Genomic DNA, 18213 nt, shown 5'->3' with positions numbered 1-18213 from the left:
TGTCACTTGCGGGATGCGGGGTCGCGCCCTGTTGAAAGCCGGGCTCCGCTCGGGCCATATGCGGCGGCGAGGAGAAACCGGAGCCATCATGCCGTTCAACTGCTCACGCCGCGCCTTTGTTCGCGGAGTCGCCGCGACCCTCGTCTCTCTGGACGCCCGCGCCGAGCCGCCGGCCGCCGCCCTGAAAACGTTGGCGGCGCGCAAGGGGACCGCGCGGCTGCTGCCGGAGCCGGCCCATGCGACCGAGATTTGGGGATTCGAGGGGAAGGCTCCGGGGCCGCTGCTGCGCTTCGCCCAGGGCGACGAGCTGTCGGTCGGTCTGACCAACGGCTTGGAGAAGCCGCTCTCCATCCATTGGCATGGCATGCGCGGCGACAACGCCATGGATGGCGTCGCGCCGCTGACCCAGGCGGAGGTCGGGCCGGGCGGGCGATTCGACTATCGCCGCAAATTGGTCGACGCCGGTCTCTTCTGCTATCGGCCGTCGGTTTTCGGGGCGACGCCGGAGCTCTGCGGCCGCGGGCTGAAGGGCCTCGTCGTCGTCGACGAGCCCAAGCCGCTGGAGGCCGACGCCGATCTTCTGCTCGTGCTCGACGATTGGCGGCTGGACAAGAATGGCGCGATCGAGGGCGATTTCGCCTCTCCCGCCGCAGCCGCCGGGGCAGGGCGCATCGGAACGCTGGTGGCGGTGGACGGCGCCCCGGCGCCGGCGCGACGCGATTTCGCGCCGGGCGCGCGCATTCGCCTGCGCCTCGCCAATCTCGCCAATGCGCGAATCATGTTCGTCGGCTTCGACAATATTCAGCCCTTCGTCGTGGCTGTGGACAGCCAGCCCTGCGACGCCTTCGAGCCTGTGCGCCGCACCATTCCCGCGGCGCCCGGCTCGCGATTCGAATTGCTGTTCGATCTGCCGCAGGCCGAGAACGCCGCCGGCAAGCTGATTCTGCGCGGCATGGACGAGCCCGACCGCGAGCTGGCGATCTTCACCACCCGCGGCGCAAAGGCGGCGTCGCGCCCGCCCATAGCGGCGCTGCCGCAAAATCCGCTGCTGCCCACAGAGATAAAGCTGCAGGCGGCCAAGAAGGTCGATCTGACATTGGAGCCGCCCGCCGCGCCCGGCGCCCCCTGGCGCATCAATGGCGCGCCGAGCAAGGCCTATGGCGGGCCGCCTTTGTTCCAGGTGAAGCGCGGCGCGCCGGTGACGCTCGGCTTCGTCAATCGTTCCGATGTCGTCGCCGTCATGCATGTCCACGGCCATTGCGTGCGGCTCCTGCATGATCTCGACGATGGCTGGGAGCCCTATTGGCGCAATGGCGTCGTCGTGCCGCCGGGCAAGACCAAGCATGTCGCCTTCGTCGCCGACAGCCCCGGCAAATGGGCGGTGCATGACGATATTCTCGAGCACGAGGCCGCCGGCCTCGCCGCTTGGTTCGAGGTGAAGTGACGATAGCGTCAGCGAATCCTGGCCCGCGGTTGCGCGCTGCTGCGGCTGCGTGCAATATCCGCATGACGCGTCGCTTCACGACATGGCCCGCTCCACGCGGGGCCGCATTAGGCGACCTCTCGCCGGTCCGGGTAACTCTACGATAACCGAGCTCGAATAATAGTATGTAATCGCATCGATTTCGGGCTAGTTTTGCGACGAGGGCTCCAGTCGGGGCGTACTGACATCGACTTGCGAGATCGACTTGTGGCATCGACTCCCGGAGTGGCCATGGCGACGGCAGCCTTGGAGCATAAGCTTCGAAAACCGAATGAGTTTCCTGATTGGGAATTCGAGAATCTCGAAGTCGCCTATGACTCCGAGAGCCGTTCGGTGTGGATGAACTATAAGGTCGGCGCTCCGCATCATTATAGTCTCGCCATGCTCCTAGAAGCGGTCGAGATGCGCGAATCGCTGAAAGCGCTCGCGCAGTCGCCCTATGCCGAGCGCTGGCCGATCCGCTATTTCGTCATGAACTCGAACAAGCCGGGCGTGTTCAGCCTGGGCGGCGATCTGGCGATCTTTTCGGCCTCGGTCCGCAAGCGGGACAGGGACAGCCTGCTGACTTACGCTCATGTCTGCATCGATGTGATGTATGGTCTCACATCGGCCTTCGGCCTGCCGCTCGTCACTGTCTCGACCGTCCGCGGCCAATGCTTCGGCGGAGGCTTCGAGGGCGCCATGGCGACCGATTTTCTGATTGCCGAGGAGAGCGCCAAGCTCGGCGTTCCAGAGGTCGCCTTCAATACTTTCCCCGGAATGGGCGCCGTCACCTTTCTCAAGCGCCGCTTGGGTGCGGCGCTCGCGGAGCAAATCATCGCAACCGGCGCCGCCCATTCGGGATCGAAGATGCACGAGCTCGGCGTCGTCGATGTGCTGGCTCCCGATGACCGTCTGCGCGAGACCGCCCTCGAATGGATGTGCGAAGGCGGCGAGGAGCGTTGGCTGCGGCGGCGCGCGCTCGCCGATCTGCGGCGCGACTGCTTTCCGATCACGCACGACGAGCTGCTGCGTGTCGTCGAGCTGTGGGTGGATTGCTCGTTTTCGATCGGCGAGCAGGACTTGCGTCATATGGAGAGGCTGGTCGCCGCTCAGGGGCGGCTTTCTGGCCAGCGGCCGAGATCGGCGTGACAATGCTGCGCCCTCTGGCGGCAGCGAACTGGAAAGACCGTTCCATGTCGTCGAACGTCAATGCGAGCGACATCGAGAATAGCGAGATCCGCGAGGAGATACATCGCGATCTCGTCGAGACGCTGTTCGGCACGCCCGGATCGTTCGCCGCGGGACTCGTCGGTGGGATGATCGCGCCGGTGAGCGCCTGGCTGATGACGCGTCACGACGTCTATCTCGTGCTGACGGCGATCATGGCCTGCTTCGCCGCCTACCGGCTCTATGTGCTCTATGCCCACACCAAGACGCCGGTCGACGTTCGTCGCGGCGACGCGCAGCTGTGGGAGATTCGCTATGCGATCGGCGGCGTCGGCTTCATGACCGCGGTCGGCCTCAGCGTCGCGATCCTCTTCTCCGAGCATCATGACGAGATCGGGGGCTATTACGGCATCGTCATTATGATGAGCGGCGTCGGCATGCTCGCCGGACGCAACGCCGGAAGTCCCAGAATCGTCTATGCGCAAATGCTGGGTCTCTGCACGCCGCTGACGGTCGCGGCGCTGCTGCACGACGATCTGCGCTATTGGGGCCTCGCCTCCATATTCGTCCTCGTCATGGTCTCGTTGCGCTCGACGACGATATTCCTGCATGGAAATCTCGAATCCGCGCTGCGCAACGGCCGTGACGCCAATATGCAGCGCCGCCGCTTCAAATCGGCGCTGAACAGCATGAGCCACGGGCTCTGCATGGGCAATTGCGACGGGAGGCTGACCGTCGTCAATCGCCGCCTGCTCGAATTTTTCCAGATAGACGAGGGCAGCGCGCCGTCGACGCTCGCCGGGCTGGCGCGACGGATCGCCGAAAAGGCGGACATGCCCGAGTCCGAATGGCGCGCCTTCGCCGAGCAATGGGAATCGCATTCGACACTGCCGCGCACCAGCGTCTTCTCTCGCGAGATCGGCGATCGCATCTTCGATTTTCGCTGCGAGCCGGCCGACAACGGCGCCTTCGTCACCGTCGTCGAGGATGTGACCGAGCAGAGACGCGCGGCGCGCGAGATCGAGCGAATCGCGCATTTCGACACTTTGACCAGTCTCGCCAATCGCTTCCAGTTCCAGCAGCGGCTGGAGCGCGATCTGCGGCATATTCGCAAGCGCGGGCTCAGTCTCGCGCTTTTGTGCATCGATCTCGATCAGTTCAAGGAGGTCAATGACACGCTCGGACATACGATCGGCGACCGGCTCCTCTGCGCGGTCGCCGAACGTCTGCGCGAATGCGTGCGCTCGGTCGACATGGTGGCGCGCTTCGGCGGCGATGAGTTCTGCATCCTCATGCATCCGACGATCGAGACGCCGCCGGCCGACGCGCTGGCGCGCCGCGTCATAGAGGCGATCGGCCGTCCCTATGTCGTCGAGGGGCATACGATCGTCATCGGCGCCAGCGTCGGCCTCTGCATCGCGCCGCGGGACGCCGTTTCCGTCGAGGGGCTGCTGAAATGCGGCGATCTCGCAATGTATCATTCCAAGGCCGCCGGACGACGGCAGGCCATATGGTTCGAGACGTCGATGGAGGATGCGCTGGTCAGCAAGCGGCGCATCGAGCGCGAGCTGCGCGAGGCGCTCAGGACCGAGGCGCTCGAGGTTCATTACCAGCCCATCTACGACGCGCGCGATCAATCCATTTCTACCTGCGAGGCGCTGACGCGCTGGCGCCATCCGCAATTGGGCTATGTGCCGCCTTCCTCCTTCATCCCGATCGCCGAAGAGACGGGGATGATCGTCGAGCTCGGCGAATGGGTGCTGCGCCGCGCCTGTCGCGACGCGCATCTGTGGCCCTCGGCGGCGCGGGTCGCGGTCAATTTCTCCTCGCGGCAGTTTCAGCAGCCGGACATGATCGAGCGCGTCCGCAACGCGCTCGACGCCGCCGGGCTGGCGCCGAGCCGGCTCGAGATCGAGATCACCGAATCCACGCTCATGCAGGACACGGAGGACGCTGCGGCCAAGATCGCGGGGCTGCGCGCGATCGGCGTCCGCCTGTCGCTCGACGATTTCGGAACCGGCTTCAGCAGCCTCGGCTATCTAAATCGTTTTCCGGTCGACAAGGTGAAGCTCGATCGCAGCTTCGTGTCGGAGCTCAGCGTCTCCAGCAAGACGCAGGCGATCGTCGGCGCGGTCTCGCTGCTGACCGCCGAACTCGGCATAGATCTCGTCGCGGAGGGCGTCGAGACGCATGAGCAGCGCGCGCTGCTGCTCGCCAAGAATGTGCATCTGATGCAGGGCTTTCTGTTCAGCATGGCCAAGCCGCAGGCGGAGCTGACGCAGATCTTTTCCGGCGTCGCGCGCGGCGGCAAGCTGAAGGTCGTCGCCTGACGGAAGCGCCCGGCGCCCACCTTCAGCGGGCGCCGGCCGAAATCGCGTCTCGCCACAAATCCTGCGTCAGCCCCGCCGGCTCGCGGCGGTCGTCGTCTCCACCCGGCGCACCGGCGGGGCGCTGATGCGCTGCGCGCGGAACATGCTGTAGGAGGCGTTGTAGCGGCGCCCGCATTGCCGCACATAGCTCTCCGCGCCCAGCAGGCCTTCGCCATTCTCGACGATATGCTTGACGAGGCAGAGGTCATGCATCTGCTCGGCGGTGAGAATCTCGCCATTCTCCATCAGCCGCTCCGCCTTCACGAAGCCGAGCTTCTGCGCCAGCGCCCCATAGACGCCGACCGCCGAAGCGAGATCGGCCTCGAAGGAGAAGCGCGCGTAACGGTCGGCCACCATCATCGAGCAGGAGAGGGCGAAGTCCAGATCCGCTCCGTTCAGATAGGTCCTGGCCCATGCGATCGATATTACCGGCGCATCGAGGATGAGCCGCGCGGTCGCCGACGCCAGCTCGTCGAAGCCTTCCGCGGCGACGGCCGTGGAATCGTCACAGTGCGCAAAGTCGAAAACCAGATATTTGAGACCGGGCAGATGGCCTTCGGAAATTTTGCGCAGCAACAAGGTCAGGCCGTCGATGCTGTCGCGATCGAAACCGCAGCCGAGCTTGCTCACCAAGATCGTATCCAGCTCGTCCATACGATGGATCTCCAGCGACGAGCGCTGACGGATGAAATCCAGCGGATCCGAAAAGTCGGAAGGGGAAACATAAGTCTCGGCGGCGACAGCGGACGTGATGTCGTTCTTCGAAACTACCGCATTCATGTTTCGTCTCCTATCTCGAATGGTTTCGCAATTCTTACCGAGTTACTTAAATTTTTAAAGAAATTTCGGCCGCGTCTTCGCTCATGGTTAATAGCCGAGAGCAAAATTTACGTACGTAGTTTCCTGATTCGCGCCGACTGGGCAGGTTGCGACTTTTTGCCGCTGGCGGATTTTAAAATTATGGAAGCACTGCCCGAAAGTGCGGAGCCCGGCGGCAAAGCACATGCTGGAGAGGCTCGGGCGGCGGCGCCGCGGGCGGCGGGGCCGCGGCATTTCCGCGCCGGCTCGTTTCCGAGCGAAAACTTCGTCCCTATCTCGATGGGAGTGTGTGCTAAAAGCCGGGAGCGACCATCGGCCGGGGGGGCCGAGTCGCATCGCGGTCATCGACGCCACGGTCGGCGAGAGTGCTGCAGCCGCTCATGAGAAGCGGCGAGAACATGGATAGGGAGAGAAAAGATGAATCTTCGACTTCTGGTCGCTCTTGCCATGGCGACGGCCGGACTGGTCGGCGAGGCCCATGCGCATGGCGGCGTGAGCTCCGACACCGGCCAGTGCATCATGAAGATCGGCCCCGACACGATGAACTTCACCGGCTATCAGCCGCTGAAGTCGCGCGAGGTCTTCTGCGACGACATTCCCGATGTCGGCCCGACCATCATCGTGCTGGACGCCGTGCAGGACGAGCTGCGCGACATGGCGCTGGAGATCCGCATTCTGCGCAATGTCGGCCAGGCGGACGACAACGAGAATCTCGAGCAGAATACGGAAGTCTATCTGCCGCCGAAGAAATACCGCACCGGCACGCTCAATTTCGAATATAATTTCACCAAGAAGGGCAATTTCATCGGCTTGGTGAAGGCCAAGGCCGACGATGGACGCGAATATGTTTCGCGCTTTCCCTTCGCTGTCGGCACCACAGAGGACAAGAACACTATCATCGCCGTGTTCTTCGCCGCGCTCGGCCTCGTCGGCTTCGGCCTCTGGTATAAGAACAGCTTCCTCGACAAGAAAAAGAAGGCGGCCTGATCTTTCGGTCGCCAATGCTCCGGCCGGGCGAGTGTCCGGCCGGAACGCTTCAGACGAGCTCGACGAGACGGCCGTCGCTGAGCGTGACGCGGCGGTCCATCTGATCGGCGAGGTCGAGATTATGCGTCGCCACCAGCGCGGCGAGGCCGGTATTGCGCGCCAGCGTCATCAAGGTCGCGAAGACATGCTGCGCGGTGCGCGGATCGAGATTGCCCGTCGGCTCGTCGGCGAGCAGAACATGCGGCGCATTGGCGACCGCGCGGGCGATGGCGACGCGCTGCTGCTCGCCGCCCGATAGCTGCGAGGGCAAATGCCCCGCGCGCTCGCCGAGCCGCAGATAGTCCAGCAATTCCGCAGCGCGCCGCTCCGCCTCGCGGCGATCCAGCCCGTTGATCGCCTGCGGCAGCGCCACATTCTCGAGCGCGGTGAACTCCGGCAGCAGATGGTGGAACTGATAGACGAAGCCGATCGTCGAGCGGCGCAGGCTGGTGCGCTCATTATCGCTCATGTCGGAGGTCGCCAGCCCGGCGATGAGCACCTCGCCGTCATCGGCGCGCTCCAGCAGGCCGGCGATATGGAGCAGAGTGGATTTGCCGGCGCCAGAAGGCGCGATCAGCGCCACCATCTCGCCGGGAGAAAGCGCGAGATCGGCTCCCATCAATATGTCCAGCCGCCCATCGCCTTCGCGATAATGGCGGGCGACGCCGGAAAGCTCGAGAACTGTCATGGGCCTCACTCGTGGCGCAGGGCGTCGATCGGATCGAGGCTCGCCGCTTTCCAGGCTGGATAGATGGAGGCGAGAATGGCGAGCACGAGCGTCATGACGACGACGAGCGCCACCTCGCGCGGCTCGACGATAGAGGGCAGGCGCGACAGAAAATAAAGCTCCGCCGGAAACAGATTGGCGTGCATGAGCTTGTTGAGCAGCAGCCGGATCGCGTCGAGATTTTTGGCGAGCGTCAGTCCCAGCAGAAAGCCCGCGATGTCGCCGACGACGCCGATGGAGGCGCCGATGATGAGGAAGATGCGCAGCACCGCGCCGCGCGTCGCGCCCATCGTGCGCAGAATGGCGATGTCGGAGGATTTGTCCTTCACCAGCATGGTGAGGCCGGAGATGATGTTGAGCGCCGCCACCAGCACGATCAGCGTCAATATGATGAACATCACATTGCTCTCGACCTGCAGCGTGTCGAAGAAGGTCTTGTTGCGCTGCCGCCAATCGGTGAGCATCATCGGTCGATCGATATTGGCGTCTATGTCGGCGCGGAACTTGTCCACGGCGTCCGGCGCGTCGAGAAAGACCTCGATCACCGTCGCCTCATTCTCGTGATTGAAGAACAATTGCGATTCGGCGAAGGGCATGTAGACGAAGACGCGGTCATATTCCGACATGCCGATCTGGAAGATCGCCGTCACCGGATAGGCTTTTATGCGCGGCGCCACGCCGAAAGGCGTCGATGCGCCCTTGGCGATGAGAATGCTGATATTGTCGCCGACGCGCACGCCGAGCGTCTCGGCGAGGCGCTGGCCGATGGCGACGCCGCCGGCGCTGTCGAAGCCCTGGAAGGTCCCGTCCTTCACATTGCCGGCGAGGCCCGGCAGACGCAGAATGTCCTGCTCGCGTATGCCGCGCACCAGCGCGCCCGACTGCCCATAGGGGGAGGAGACGCCGGCCGCGCCCTCCACCATGGGGGCGACGAGCTTGACGCCCGGCAGGCGCTGCAGCCGCGCCGTGACCTCGGCCCAATCGTTCAGCGGCCGCTCGGCCGCCTGGACGAAAGCGTGGCCGTCGATGCCGACGATCTTGTCCATCAGCTCGCGGTGAAAGCCGTTCATCACCGACATGACGACGATAAGCGTCGCCACACCCAGCATGATGCCGAGAAAGGAGAAGCCGGCGATCACCGAGACGAAGCCATTGGCGCGCCGCGCCCGCACATAGCGGAAGGCGACCATCCATTCGAAGGGCGCGAAGGCGCGCAAGCGCGGCGGCGGCTCGGTCTCGACCACGGTAGACAAAGTAGATTCGCTCATTTCGGCATTGTGCCCATCCGCTCGAGCCTTTCAAGCGCGCCACAGAAATGGGCGTTTCCCATGTGAGAGAGGCGAATCGAAGGCGAAGACGCGGGCCGTCGCCCGCATGGCGGAAAACCGACAGCGGGGCTAGAGCCGAGCCTGCCGAGGCCAGAAAAATTAACGTCTGGCCCTTAATTTGCTGCACTGCATTCACCACCTCGACATCGGCGGTGGGCAATCGAGGAGACGAGAAATGAGTTCGATCGCCCAGCTGAAGAGCGCCCCGCGCAAGGCGCATGGCGCCGTGCATGACAATGTCGAGCTCGATCGTTTCGAGCTCGATCTCGAAGACGGAACGGCCGTCGCCTATTACCGCATGGCGCCCGGCGCCATCGTCTTCACCCATACCGAGACTCCGCCGGCGCTGCGCGGCAAAGGCGCCGGCTCGGAGCTGATCCGCGGCGCGCTGCAATGGGCGCGGGCGCGTGGGCTGAAGGTCGTTCCGGAATGCTCCTTCGTGGCCGATTATATCGCGCGCCACCAGGAATTCGCCGATCTCGTGCTGCGCAAATCGGCCTAGAGCGCAGGGCTCTAGAATCTTTCTGTGTTTCATTGAAACACAGAAAGATTCTATGCTCTTGCTTCGACGCGTTTCCCAACGCCGAACCGGCGTCCACTTCGGCTGGAAACGCGCTACTCCTCTTCCGAGAGCGAGAGCCATTGATCTTCCGCCTCGGCGAGCGCCGAGGCGAGATCGGCGCGCTGCTGGGCGAGGCGGTTGGCCTCCTGCGGATTGCGGGAAAAGGCGCTCGGATCGGCGAGCGCGGCGTCGACGCGCGCCAATAGCTCGGCGAGCTTTTTCATGCGCTCTTCCGCCGCCGCCAGCTTGCGGCGCGCCTGGCCGGCGTCGCGCTTGCCTTTGACCGGGCGAGGTGCCTCGCGCGGCTCCTCCTCCTTGCGCTGCTCGCGGGCGTCGTCATTGGCGCGCGCCAGAACATAGCGCGCATATTCGTCGACATCGCCGTCGAAGGCCTTCACCGTGCCGCCTTCGACGAGCCACAGGCGATCGGCGCAGGCCTCCAGCAAATAGCGATCATGCGAGACGAGCACGATCGCGCCCTCATGGGCGTTGATCGCCTCGACCAGCGCGGCGCGGCTGTCGATGTCGAGATGATTGGTCGGCTCGTCGAGAATGAGCAGATGCGGCCCGTAGAAGGAGGCGACGCCGAGCATCAGCCGCGCCTTCTCGCCGCCGGAGAGGCGCTCCACCTTCGTGTCCGCCCGTGCGCCGGAAAAGCCGGTCTGCGCGGCCCGCGTGCGAATGCGCGCCTCTGGCGCGCCGGGCATCAGCGCGGCGAAGACGGAGTAGGGCGAGTCCTTTTCGTTGAGATCGTCGACCTGATGCTGAGCGAAAAATCCCGCCTCCAGCTTGGCCGCGCGCACCATATTGCCGCTCTTGGGCTCGAGCCGCCCAGCCAGCAGCTTGGCGAAGGTCGATTTGCCATTTCCGTTGGAGCCCAGCAATCCGATGCGATCGTCATTGGAGAGGCTGAGCGACAGGCGCGACAGCACGGTGCGCTCGCCATAGCCGACGCTCACATTCTCGAAAGCGATAATCGGCGGCGACAGCGGCTTTTCCGGCGACGGCAGATAGATCGGCAGCACCTCGTCGTCGACGACCGCCGTGACCGGCCCCAGCTTCTCCAGCATTTTGAGACGCGACTGCGCCTGACGCGCTTTGGTCGCCTTGTAGCGGAAGCGATCGACGAAGGCCTGCAGCTCGCGGCGGCGATCCTCCTGCTTTTTGCCTGCCTTGGCGGCGAGCGCGCGCGCCTCCAGCCGCTGCGCCTCGAAGGAGCTGTAATTGCCCTTGTAGATCGTCAGCTTGCCGCGCTCGAGATGCAGAATATGCGTCGCCACCGCGTCCAGCAGATCGCGGTCATGGCTGATGACGACGACATTGGCCGGATAATGCGCGAGATAATCGACGAGCCAGAGCGTGCCTTCGAGATCGAGATAATTGGTCGGCTCGTCGAGCAGCAGCAGCTCCGGCTGCGAGAACAGCACGGCGGCGAGGGCGACGCGCATGCGCCAGCCGCCCGAAAATTCCGAGAGCGGGCGCCGCTGCGCCTCGGCGTCGAAGCCGAGGCCGGAGAGAATCGCCGCCGCCCGCGCCGGCGCCGCATGGGCGTCTATGTCGACGAGGCGCGTCTGGATTTCGGCGATCTCATGCGGGTCGGTCTCGGTCTCGGCGCGCTCCAGCAGATCGGCGCGCTCTATGTCAGCGGCGAGCACGAAATCGACCAGCGCCGTCGGCCCACCCGGGGCCTCCTGCTCGACGCGCCCTATCTTCAGCTTGGCGGGGAGGGAGATGGTTCCGGTCTCGCCGGCGATCTCGCCGCAGATGATTCGGAAGAGCGTCGTCTTGCCGGCGCCGTTGCGGCCGACGAAGCCCGCGCGCGTCCGCGGCGGCACGAAGACCGAGGCCTTGTCGAAGAGCAGCCTCTCGCCGAGCCTGTAAGTGAGATCGTCAATGGAAAGCATGGCCTCGCCTCTAGGACCTTTGCCGGCGATGTGCAACGTCGGCGCCGCCGAAGCCTTGCGCGCAGCTTGTGAGGAGGCCTTCTTGACGCTTGTCAGCCCGAGCGCAGCCCTCTATATCTGCGCCCGCTTCGCGCCGCCCTCTGGACGGCGCAGCCCGCGCCCATCGTCTAGAGGCCTAGGACGTCGCCCTTTCACGGCGAAAACACGGGTTCGATTCCCGTTGGGCGCGCCAGTGAGCACTTATCGACAAGACAATTGCAGCGCTCGATGCGGCTCGACGATTATTCCGCGCCCGTGAGAAATGAAAAACGCCCCGCGCTTACATCCGGCGTCGGGGCGTCTCGCTGTTGCGTCCAGTTCCGGGAAACCTTCGGCTTGCTTACAGATTAGGCGGGTCGGCCCTGTGATGCAAGCGTGGGCGCCGGGGCTCGCGCGTCGATATTCCGCTCTCGGCGATGCGCTCCTCAGAAATGCCAGAGCTGATCGCCGATCTTTCTCAGCCTCGGAAGATCGAGCAAGCGTCCGAAGGTCAGACAAAGCTCCGCCATGGGTCTCACCCAGGCGCGCGGGGCGCGTCTCTTCGCGCCGATCTGCCGCTTGCGGGCGCGCGTCACACGTCTCGACAGTTCCGCGAATCCGTCCGCGCCGAGGCAGGCGCGAATTGTGTCGGCCTGCGCTGTCAATCTCGTCTCGATATAGCGCGAGAGGTTCTCATATTCCCGGAAGCCCGGGTGCGCGACGTGGGATTTCTGCAGGCACAGCAGCGCGCTGACATAGCGGTCCACGCCGAGGCGGCCGGCCAGCTCGCCGACATCGTCGATCAGCCGATCGACGACCGCGCGCCAGGCGAAATATTCCGCCTTGAACGCCTTCGTCGGATCGGCGTTGTGAACTCCGCAGAGCTCGGCGTGGCCGGCGAATCCATTTGCGCCGTGAATGCGATAGATGGTCAGCGGGACGTCGATGAGCGCGACGCCGCTGAGTAGCCGCACGCCCTTGTTGAGATAAGTGTCGCCATGGAGCCGCAGCTGCATAGAGCAGCTTCCGCCGAGCAGCAGGCTCAGCGCGTCGCGCCGGAAGCAATTGCCGGAGGTCGGCGCATAGACCCAGTCTCCCCACTCATGCGCGTCGATGAAATGCACGCGGGAGCCCACATCGTCCAGCGGCGCGCGCGCAAAAGGCCAGAGATCGCCGCAAAGATGGATGGGACGCAGGCGCTCCTTGCGTAGCCCACGTCCCGACGCGACGAATTCGCCGAAAGCGCTCCAGGAGGTTCGGACGACGCCGTTATTGGTGGATTGCAGCATATCCGCGGAGGTGAAGCCGACCGCCGTCCGCAGCGAGAAATGCACGAAGATATGCGTCTCCACGAAATTCGGGAGGAGCATGTCGTCGGCGTCGAGAAACACCACATATTCGCCGGAGCTCGCGGCGAAGCCGGTACGGAAGGCGGCCGTTTGACCGAGATTTTCGGCATGCGCGATGATCTCGACTTGCGGATGGCGGAGCCGAATGTCGCGAAGGACGAGATCGCTCTCGTCATTCGAGGCGTCGTCGACGATGATGCATTCGATGCGCGGATAGGTTTGCTCGAGCGCCGAATTGAACGCCGCGAGCAAGAAGCGACCGTAATTGTAATTGGTGATGATCACGCTCACGAGCGGCAGATCATAGGCCAGCCTGCCGCCGAATGCGCGGCCATGATCCGGCTCGACGAAATTTACGTCATTATCGTCGATCTCTCGAAATTGGGTGAAATTTTCTAGCATAATCGGCTCTACTGTCTAAAAACGCTTCACCGGCCGCGCTCCCGCGGAATGCATTTTGTCGCGGTAAGCCCTGTCACAGCAAACCGTTACGTAACGCTATATACGTATATTACCGTATTGAAAAGGGTGCGCTTCGGATTTGATGCGCGCAGTGGTCGAGGGGCGCCTCAGCCGACGCCGAGGATGCGCTCCACCAGCCAATAGGCGCCGAAGCAGGCGATCACGGCGGAGACGGCGCGCACGAGGCGCGGATCGCGCAGTCCGTGAGTGAAAAATCGGTCGAAGGCCAAGAGCAGCGGCAGCGTGACCAGCACCACGCCGATCTGCCCGGCCTCGACGCCGAGATTGAAGCTCGCCAGCGCCGGCACGAGCGCGCGCTGCGGCACGCCGATCTCGATGAGCCCGCTCGCAAAGCCGAATCCGTGGATGAAGCCGAAGACGAAAGTGTCGCGCCAGCGGCCTTCCACCTTGCAGGTGAAAAAATTCTCGATCGCGACATAAATGATCGACAGCGCGATCGCGATCTCCACCCAGCGGCTCGGCAGATCGACGAGGCCGAGCGCCGCCAGCGAGAGCGTCACCGAATGCGAGACGGTGAAGGCCGTCACCAGCTTCACCACCGGCCAGACGCGCGTCGCCCACAGCATCACCGCTATCAGGAAGCACAAATGATCGTAGCCGGTCATTATGTGCTCGATCCCGGCGGCGAAGAATTTCGGCGCCAGCTGCCAGGGGGTGAGCAGCGGCTTGGAGAGATCGATCGGCGCGTCGCCGGGGAAGACCATCACCTCGCCGGGCGCCGGCTCCGCGCCGAGCCGCTGCGCCTCGGTGAGGCGCTCGTCGGCGTCGCGCTCGCCTATGCCGACGAGATGCTTCGCGCGGCGTCCCTGCGCCTCGAGCAGCCGATAGGGGTCGTAGAAGATCTGTCCCGCGACGGCGCTGCAATCGAGGCGCAGCGCGACCTTGGAATCGCGCGGATTGGCGGGGTCCGCGCCCACCGAGGCGATCTCGCTCGGGCAGGATTCGCCGGCCTCGTTCCGCAGGGCGACGCGGCTCTGGATGAATTTGCCGATCATCGCCTCGATGACGCCGGGCTCGGTGAGATCGACATCGGCGGCGCTCGGCTTGCTTTCGGCGAACATGCGCTCGATGTCGGCGCCGAGGAAGCCGACCTCCAGGCGATAGCGGCCGCCCCCTTCCGGGACGATGCGGCTGCTGGAAATATCCGCCGTATGCGCCTTCGCGGCCGTGGCGCCGCCGAGCAGGACGAGAATGGCGAAGAGCAGGGCGAAGGGCGAAGGCGTCATTCTCATCATTTCCTTCGCCATCGTCTCCCTCGACAACTCTCTTGACGCTTCGCGACACGGCGACGTATGCAAGATAAGATGATAGTGCATATCAGACCGGCCATGACAAGGCCGAAGCGGATAGGGCCGAGGCAGGCCGGCGCGCTCGTTGCGCCGCACAATTGCCGGCGGCGCGAGCGCCTTGCTCACGCCCGAGAGGGCGCTTAGCATCGACGCAAGCACGACAAAACGGAACCCATGATCCTTCCCGCCGCCGCTCCTCGTCGAACCGCTGTCCCGCTGCGCTGCGCTGCGCTTCTCCTGCTCGGCCTCGCTGTCTGTTTCGCCTCGCCACGCGCATGGGCTCACGCCATCGTCGTGCGCACCTCGCCGGCGCAGGATGGCGTCGCGCCTGGAAACATCGGCAAGGTCGATGTCTGGTACGACGCCGGCATAAGGGACGCTTTCGCGGCGCTGGCGGTGATCGCCGCCTCCGGCGAGCGGGTCGACAAGCGCGACGCCGCGATCGATCGCGCCGATCCGGCCCATGTCTCGGTCGGCGTCAATCCGCTCGGCCCCGGCAAATATACGGTCCGCTACCGCGCGCTTTCGGCCGACGGCCATCTCGTCAGCGGCGCCTGGGAGTTCGAGGTGCGGCCTCAATAGCGCTGATCGAGCACAGCAAGGGAAAGGAAGCCGCCGAGATGAATCCCAACGGCCGGATGAATCTGATGTTGTTCCTCGCCGTCGTGGTGATCGCCGCCGGCAATGTCGGCGCCTTCACCTATTCGCTCTGGGGGCCGTCCTTCAGCCTCTATTGGAATGATTTTCTGGATGCGCATCTCTATCGGCCGGCGGTCAAGGCGGGTGATCGCACAATTGCGAATTGCCTCAAGGTCAGCGATTTCTATTCGGCGCGGCTGACGACCTATTTCCTCGGGGATTCGGACAAGAGCGCCGGCGGCCCGACCACCGATCTCAGCAAATATGACGAATATTGCGATCGTGTGCCGGGCACCGGCAAGGTGATCTTCTCCGTCACGCTGATGGAGAAGGACGTGCGGAGCCAATCGGTCGCGCTCGCCTTCTACAAGAGCGACGCCAAAGGCGGGCTCGAGCTTTTGACCTCCGTCCCGTCCAAGCCGCATCCGGCCGGCTTCGTGACTTTGGAATCCTCTGTCGATCACAAGGGAAAATATCTCCTCGAGCTCGCTTTCGGCGAAGGCAAGAGCGAGGAGGACAGGATCGCCATGCCGATCTCCGTCGGCCAATGATTCACTTGCGCCGAGCGCGGCGCTTCTGCCGCCATCGCAGGAACCCGCTCACATAGAGGATAAGCGGCGCGAGCCCCGTCAGCGCGACCAGCGCGCGGCCGGGAACGCCGAAGGCCTCGCCGCAATGCAGCGGGAACAGCCATTCCAGCAGCTTCTCGCCGGCGGTGAAATCATCGCGGTCCTGTGTCTGCAGCACGCGGCCGCTGTAGCGATCGACGCCGACATTGCGGAATGTCTTGGTGCGGTTGGGCTCGCTTTCCGACTGCTTGCCGATGACATAAACGCCATCGTCGCCGCTCGGCAGCAGAACCCAATGCAGCCGTCCCTCCGGGAAAACTTTTTCCGCGCTGGCGATGGCCTCGTCGAGGCCGATCGGCGCGCGGCCGGCGATCGGCGTCGATCGTCCAAAGTCCGGCTCGGGGCGCACCGGAGAGATCAGCGTCGCCAGCGAATGCGTCGCCGGCTTGAAGATCATCGCGATTCCGGTGGCGAGCGTCGCCAGCAGTAGAATGGCGAAATAGGCGCCGACGCTGCGATGCGCGTCATAGACGATGCGCTCGCGGCTCGCGCTCCATTTGATCGTCAGGCCCATCCGCCAATCGCCATTGCGCGGGAGCCAGAGATAGAGTCCGAGGATGATCGAGACGAAGATGACAATGCCCAGACTGCCGATGAGATAGGCGTTATTGACGCCGAGCAGCAGCGTCCAATGAAAAGCCATGACGATCTGCACGAGCGGCTGCGCGAGCACGTCGTCGCCATGCGCGAGCAAGCGGTCGCCGGTCACTTCGGCCCGATAGGGATCGACGAAGATCTGATGGAAAGAGCTGTCGAGATCGTCGGTCTCGACCATATAGCCGATGATCGCCGCCGCATTCGCATGGCGCGGCAAAGTGATGCGCTCGGGCCGGCCCTCCGCCGGCATGGCCGCGGTCGCCGCGGCGAGAATCTCGTCGAGCGGACGCATGACGGCCGGCGTCGGCGGCTCGACGCGCATGAGCGGGGCGTTCAGCCATTCGTCTATGTCTTCGCGAAAGGCGAGCAGGCTGCCGCTGAGACCGATGAGGACGAAAACTGCGCCGGCGAAAAGACCGATGTAGCGATGGGCAGACAGAAATATTTTGCGGCCCCGCTCGTTCCGCCCCATGATGCGCGCCTCCGGTCGCCAGATGTTGCTCATGCTCGGCTTCTCCGCCGCGAGCGAGGGAGCGTCTTCCGCCGCTCATGTCAACGCGGTGGAGCGGCGGGCGATCCCGAGGGGAAAATTCATGTGCAGGCGCTGGGATGCTTTGGCCGTCGGGCGCTAAACGTGTAATATAGGATGATTGAGGCCCCGGGCGGCGGAAATGCGGTCCGAGTGGGAACCTGTGCGCTGTTCCGTCGCATCTCGGCTTATTGTATCTCTCTTGGACAGGCATAGGCTCGCCAAAATTGAAAAAAGAACGGCGGAGGACCGTATGGGGAGCGCCCAGGATAGCAAGGAAACCGTGAGGCTCGTGGCGGTCCTCGCGATCGTCGCCATTGTCTCGCTCGCCGTTGTGGTCGGCCTCAGAATGTGGAAATAGCGCGCCGCTTTCGCCCGGATCAGGCGATGATGTCGGGCGTGAGCTGATCTTCCAGAAACGCAACGCGATCGCGCAGCAGCAATTTTCGTTTCTTCAGCCGCTGAATTTGCAGCTGGTCCACGGCGCCGACCGCGAGAAGGGCGTCGATCGCATCCTCGAGGTCTTTGTGCTCGAGCTTCAGTCGCTCGACTTCTAGCCGGATCGCATTGCGTTCGGCTTCGTTCAGCTCATCAACCATTCGCCAACCTGCCCGAGCGCCGCTTGGCGGCGAGTCGTGACGCGAGGATTATCGCCTCGCATCATGTTCATCTTCAAGTCCTAATGAGAAGGCGGCGACGCCTTCTCGCGAATTTCCGTCTCAGTCGACCGCGATCGACTTGTCCAGTTCCACGCAGGCGGCGGGGTCCACGCGCTCCAGCTCGAAGACGCGGTTCTGACGCGTCAGCTCGAGATAGAGGGACTTCTTCCTCTGGTCCGGGCCACGCCAGCCGCTCACGCCCTCGTCCATGTAGAGCGTGACAGAAGCGCCATCCTCGGCGAGATCGATGGGAAATTCGCCGCCTTCCTCGGCCGAGCCGCCGAGGCCGCCGCGCGCCATGCATTGGGCGGCGGCGTCCTTGCGGAACGAGCGGATGAGGCGGGCGCCGTCGACGTCGCGATTGGCCTCTTCGCTCCAGGCGCAGCCGCCGACGACGTAAAAAGCCTTGCCATGGCCCTTGTGGCGAAGCTCGATGCGCAAATCGCGCGCGTCCTCCGCCGTGGAGGCGAGCTCGCGCTGCAGCGACAGCCGCACGGAGACGACGGTCTGGCCGGGATGCGCGCGCAAATGCGCTTCGTCATAGCGACGGAAGAAGCAGGCCCCGCTCGGCGGGATTTTGTCGATCAGCAGATTTTTGGCGGCGGCGGCGCTCGAAAGAGCGAGAGACAGAGAGACGCATAGCGAGCGCTTCAT

Annotated in this window: 16 protein-coding genes and 1 tRNA gene; 8 read left to right on the top strand and 9 right to left on the bottom strand. The window is 64.2% G+C overall.

Features of this window, described 5'->3' with window-relative positions; all coding sequences use genetic code 11:
* Positions 1-88 precede the first annotated feature (88 nt).
* The 3 genes from METLW3_RS0111790 to METLW3_RS0111780 all read left to right on the top strand — a co-directional run bounded on the left by METLW3_RS0111790 (position 89) and on the right by METLW3_RS0111780 (position 4962).
* Complete coding sequence (locus tag METLW3_RS0111790; protein WP_036309527.1) at positions 89-1444, top strand: multicopper oxidase family protein; 1356 nt, start codon at positions 89-91, stop codon at positions 1442-1444.
* Between the two features lie 270 nt (positions 1445-1714).
* Complete coding sequence (locus METLW3_RS0111785) at positions 1715-2614, top strand: crotonase/enoyl-CoA hydratase family protein (RefSeq protein WP_024880112.1); 900 nt, start codon at positions 1715-1717, stop codon at positions 2612-2614.
* Between the two features lie 44 nt (positions 2615-2658).
* Complete coding sequence (locus METLW3_RS0111780) at positions 2659-4962, top strand: EAL domain-containing protein (RefSeq protein WP_024880111.1); 2304 nt, start codon at positions 2659-2661, stop codon at positions 4960-4962.
* 66 nt (positions 4963-5028) lie between these two features.
* On the opposite strand, the gene METLW3_RS0111775 is transcribed toward METLW3_RS0111780, so the two are convergent.
* Positions 5029-5781 (bottom strand): enoyl-CoA hydratase, encoded by a 753-nt coding sequence (locus tag METLW3_RS0111775; RefSeq protein WP_024880110.1) that lies wholly within the window; start codon positions 5779-5781, stop codon positions 5029-5031.
* Positions 5782-6237: 456 nt separating this feature from the next.
* On the opposite strand from METLW3_RS0111775, the gene METLW3_RS0111770 reads away from it, so the two are divergent.
* Positions 6238-6807: a hypothetical protein gene (locus tag METLW3_RS0111770; RefSeq protein WP_024880109.1), complete on the top strand. Its 570-nt coding sequence runs from the start codon at positions 6238-6240 to the stop codon at positions 6805-6807.
* Positions 6808-6856: 49 nt separating this feature from the next.
* Here METLW3_RS0111770 and METLW3_RS0111765 read toward each other — a convergent pair whose 3' ends face one another.
* Together METLW3_RS0111765 and METLW3_RS0111760 are read right to left on the bottom strand one after the other, a co-directional pair.
* Positions 6857-7534: an ABC transporter ATP-binding protein gene (locus tag METLW3_RS0111765; RefSeq protein WP_036290929.1), complete on the bottom strand. Its 678-nt coding sequence runs from the start codon at positions 7532-7534 to the stop codon at positions 6857-6859.
* 5 nt (positions 7535-7539) lie between these two features.
* Positions 7540-8841: a lipoprotein-releasing ABC transporter permease subunit gene (locus METLW3_RS0111760; protein WP_051465411.1), complete on the bottom strand. Its 1302-nt coding sequence runs from the start codon at positions 8839-8841 to the stop codon at positions 7540-7542.
* 235 nt (positions 8842-9076) lie between these two features.
* Between METLW3_RS0111760 and METLW3_RS0111755 the strand changes: the two genes are divergently transcribed.
* Positions 9077-9403: a GNAT family N-acetyltransferase gene (locus METLW3_RS0111755; RefSeq protein ID WP_024880106.1), complete on the top strand. Its 327-nt coding sequence runs from the start codon at positions 9077-9079 to the stop codon at positions 9401-9403.
* 113 nt (positions 9404-9516) lie between these two features.
* On the opposite strand, the gene METLW3_RS0111750 is transcribed toward METLW3_RS0111755, so the two are convergent.
* Complete coding sequence (locus METLW3_RS0111750) at positions 9517-11367, bottom strand: ABC-F family ATP-binding cassette domain-containing protein (protein WP_024880105.1); 1851 nt, start codon at positions 11365-11367, stop codon at positions 9517-9519.
* 156 nt (positions 11368-11523) lie between these two features.
* Here METLW3_RS0111750 and METLW3_RS0111745 point away from each other — a divergent pair.
* A tRNA-Glu gene (locus METLW3_RS0111745) sits at positions 11524-11599 on the top strand.
* A gap of 232 nt (positions 11600-11831) precedes the next feature.
* Here METLW3_RS0111745 and METLW3_RS25485 read toward each other — a convergent pair.
* Both METLW3_RS25485 and METLW3_RS0111735 read right to left on the bottom strand, forming a co-directional pair.
* On the bottom strand, positions 11832-13136 hold the full coding sequence (locus METLW3_RS25485) for a glycosyltransferase family 2 protein (RefSeq protein WP_024880104.1): 1305 nt from the start codon (positions 13134-13136) through the stop codon (positions 11832-11834).
* 167 nt (positions 13137-13303) lie between these two features.
* Positions 13304-14443: a HupE/UreJ family protein gene (locus tag METLW3_RS0111735; RefSeq protein ID WP_245267322.1), complete on the bottom strand. Its 1140-nt coding sequence runs from the start codon at positions 14441-14443 to the stop codon at positions 13304-13306.
* A gap of 237 nt (positions 14444-14680) precedes the next feature.
* Here METLW3_RS0111735 and METLW3_RS0111730 point away from each other — a divergent pair, with 237 nt between their 5' ends.
* Together METLW3_RS0111730 and METLW3_RS0111725 are read left to right on the top strand one after the other, a co-directional pair.
* Positions 14681-15088, top strand: a complete 408-nt coding sequence (locus METLW3_RS0111730; protein ID WP_024880102.1) for a copper resistance CopC family protein — start codon at positions 14681-14683, stop codon at positions 15086-15088.
* Between the two features lie 38 nt (positions 15089-15126).
* Entirely contained in the window at positions 15127-15696 is a 570-nt protein-coding gene (locus METLW3_RS0111725; protein ID WP_024880101.1) for a hypothetical protein, read from the top strand.
* 1 nt (position 15697) lies between these two features.
* Here METLW3_RS0111725 and METLW3_RS0111720 read toward each other — a convergent pair whose 3' ends face one another.
* The 3 genes from METLW3_RS0111720 to METLW3_RS0111700 all read right to left on the bottom strand — a co-directional run bounded on the left by METLW3_RS0111720 (position 15698) and on the right by METLW3_RS0111700 (position 18213).
* The gene (locus METLW3_RS0111720; RefSeq protein ID WP_245267320.1) at positions 15698-16876 is read right to left on the bottom strand and encodes a PepSY-associated TM helix domain-containing protein; all 1179 of its coding nucleotides are present in this window, start codon (positions 16874-16876) and stop codon (positions 15698-15700) included.
* A 404-nt stretch (positions 16877-17280) separates the two neighbouring features.
* Positions 17281-17499, bottom strand: a complete 219-nt coding sequence (locus METLW3_RS0111705) for a DUF465 domain-containing protein (RefSeq protein ID WP_024880099.1) — start codon at positions 17497-17499, stop codon at positions 17281-17283.
* 120 nt (positions 17500-17619) lie between these two features.
* Positions 17620-18213 carry a hypothetical protein gene (locus METLW3_RS0111700; RefSeq protein WP_134188097.1) on the bottom strand — a complete coding sequence of 198 codons (594 nt, stop codon included), beginning with the start codon at positions 18211-18213 and terminating at the stop codon, positions 17620-17622.

Origin of the sequence: Methylosinus sp. LW3, from assembly GCF_000527115.1 — a bacterium.
In the GTDB taxonomy this organism is placed as follows: Bacteria; Pseudomonadota; Alphaproteobacteria; order Rhizobiales; family Beijerinckiaceae; genus Methylosinus.
This window is presented reverse-complemented; position numbering and strand designations above follow the sequence as displayed.

Coding starts and splice junctions, on each gene's coding strand:
- METLW3_RS0111790 (WP_036309527.1), top strand. CDS start 89: ATGCCGTTCAACTGCTCACGCCGCGCCTTTGTTCGCGGAGTCGCCGCG.
- METLW3_RS0111785 (WP_024880112.1), top strand. CDS start 1,715: ATGGCGACGGCAGCCTTGGAGCATAAGCTTCGAAAACCGAATGAGTTT.
- METLW3_RS0111780 (WP_024880111.1), top strand. CDS start 2,659: ATGTCGTCGAACGTCAATGCGAGCGACATCGAGAATAGCGAGATCCGC.
- METLW3_RS0111775 (WP_024880110.1), bottom strand. CDS start 5,781: ATGAATGCGGTAGTTTCGAAGAACGACATCACGTCCGCTGTCGCCGCC.
- METLW3_RS0111770 (WP_024880109.1), top strand. CDS start 6,238: ATGAATCTTCGACTTCTGGTCGCTCTTGCCATGGCGACGGCCGGACTG.
- METLW3_RS0111765 (WP_036290929.1), bottom strand. CDS start 7,534: ATGACAGTTCTCGAGCTTTCCGGCGTCGCCCGCCATTATCGCGAAGGC.
- METLW3_RS0111760 (WP_051465411.1), bottom strand. CDS start 8,841: ATGAGCGAATCTACTTTGTCTACCGTGGTCGAGACCGAGCCGCCGCCG.
- METLW3_RS0111755 (WP_024880106.1), top strand. CDS start 9,077: ATGAGTTCGATCGCCCAGCTGAAGAGCGCCCCGCGCAAGGCGCATGGC.
- METLW3_RS0111750 (WP_024880105.1), bottom strand. CDS start 11,367: ATGCTTTCCATTGACGATCTCACTTACAGGCTCGGCGAGAGGCTGCTC.
- METLW3_RS25485 (WP_024880104.1), bottom strand. CDS start 13,136: ATGCTAGAAAATTTCACCCAATTTCGAGAGATCGACGATAATGACGTA.
- METLW3_RS0111735 (WP_245267322.1), bottom strand. CDS start 14,443: ATGACGCCTTCGCCCTTCGCCCTGCTCTTCGCCATTCTCGTCCTGCTC.
- METLW3_RS0111730 (WP_024880102.1), top strand. CDS start 14,681: ATGATCCTTCCCGCCGCCGCTCCTCGTCGAACCGCTGTCCCGCTGCGC.
- METLW3_RS0111725 (WP_024880101.1), top strand. CDS start 15,127: ATGAATCCCAACGGCCGGATGAATCTGATGTTGTTCCTCGCCGTCGTG.
- METLW3_RS0111720 (WP_245267320.1), bottom strand. CDS start 16,876: ATGAGCAACATCTGGCGACCGGAGGCGCGCATCATGGGGCGGAACGAG.
- METLW3_RS0111705 (WP_024880099.1), bottom strand. CDS start 17,499: ATGGTTGATGAGCTGAACGAAGCCGAACGCAATGCGATCCGGCTAGAA.
- METLW3_RS0111700 (WP_134188097.1), bottom strand. CDS start 18,213: ATGAAGCGCTCGCTATGCGTCTCTCTGTCTCTCGCTCTTTCGAGCGCC.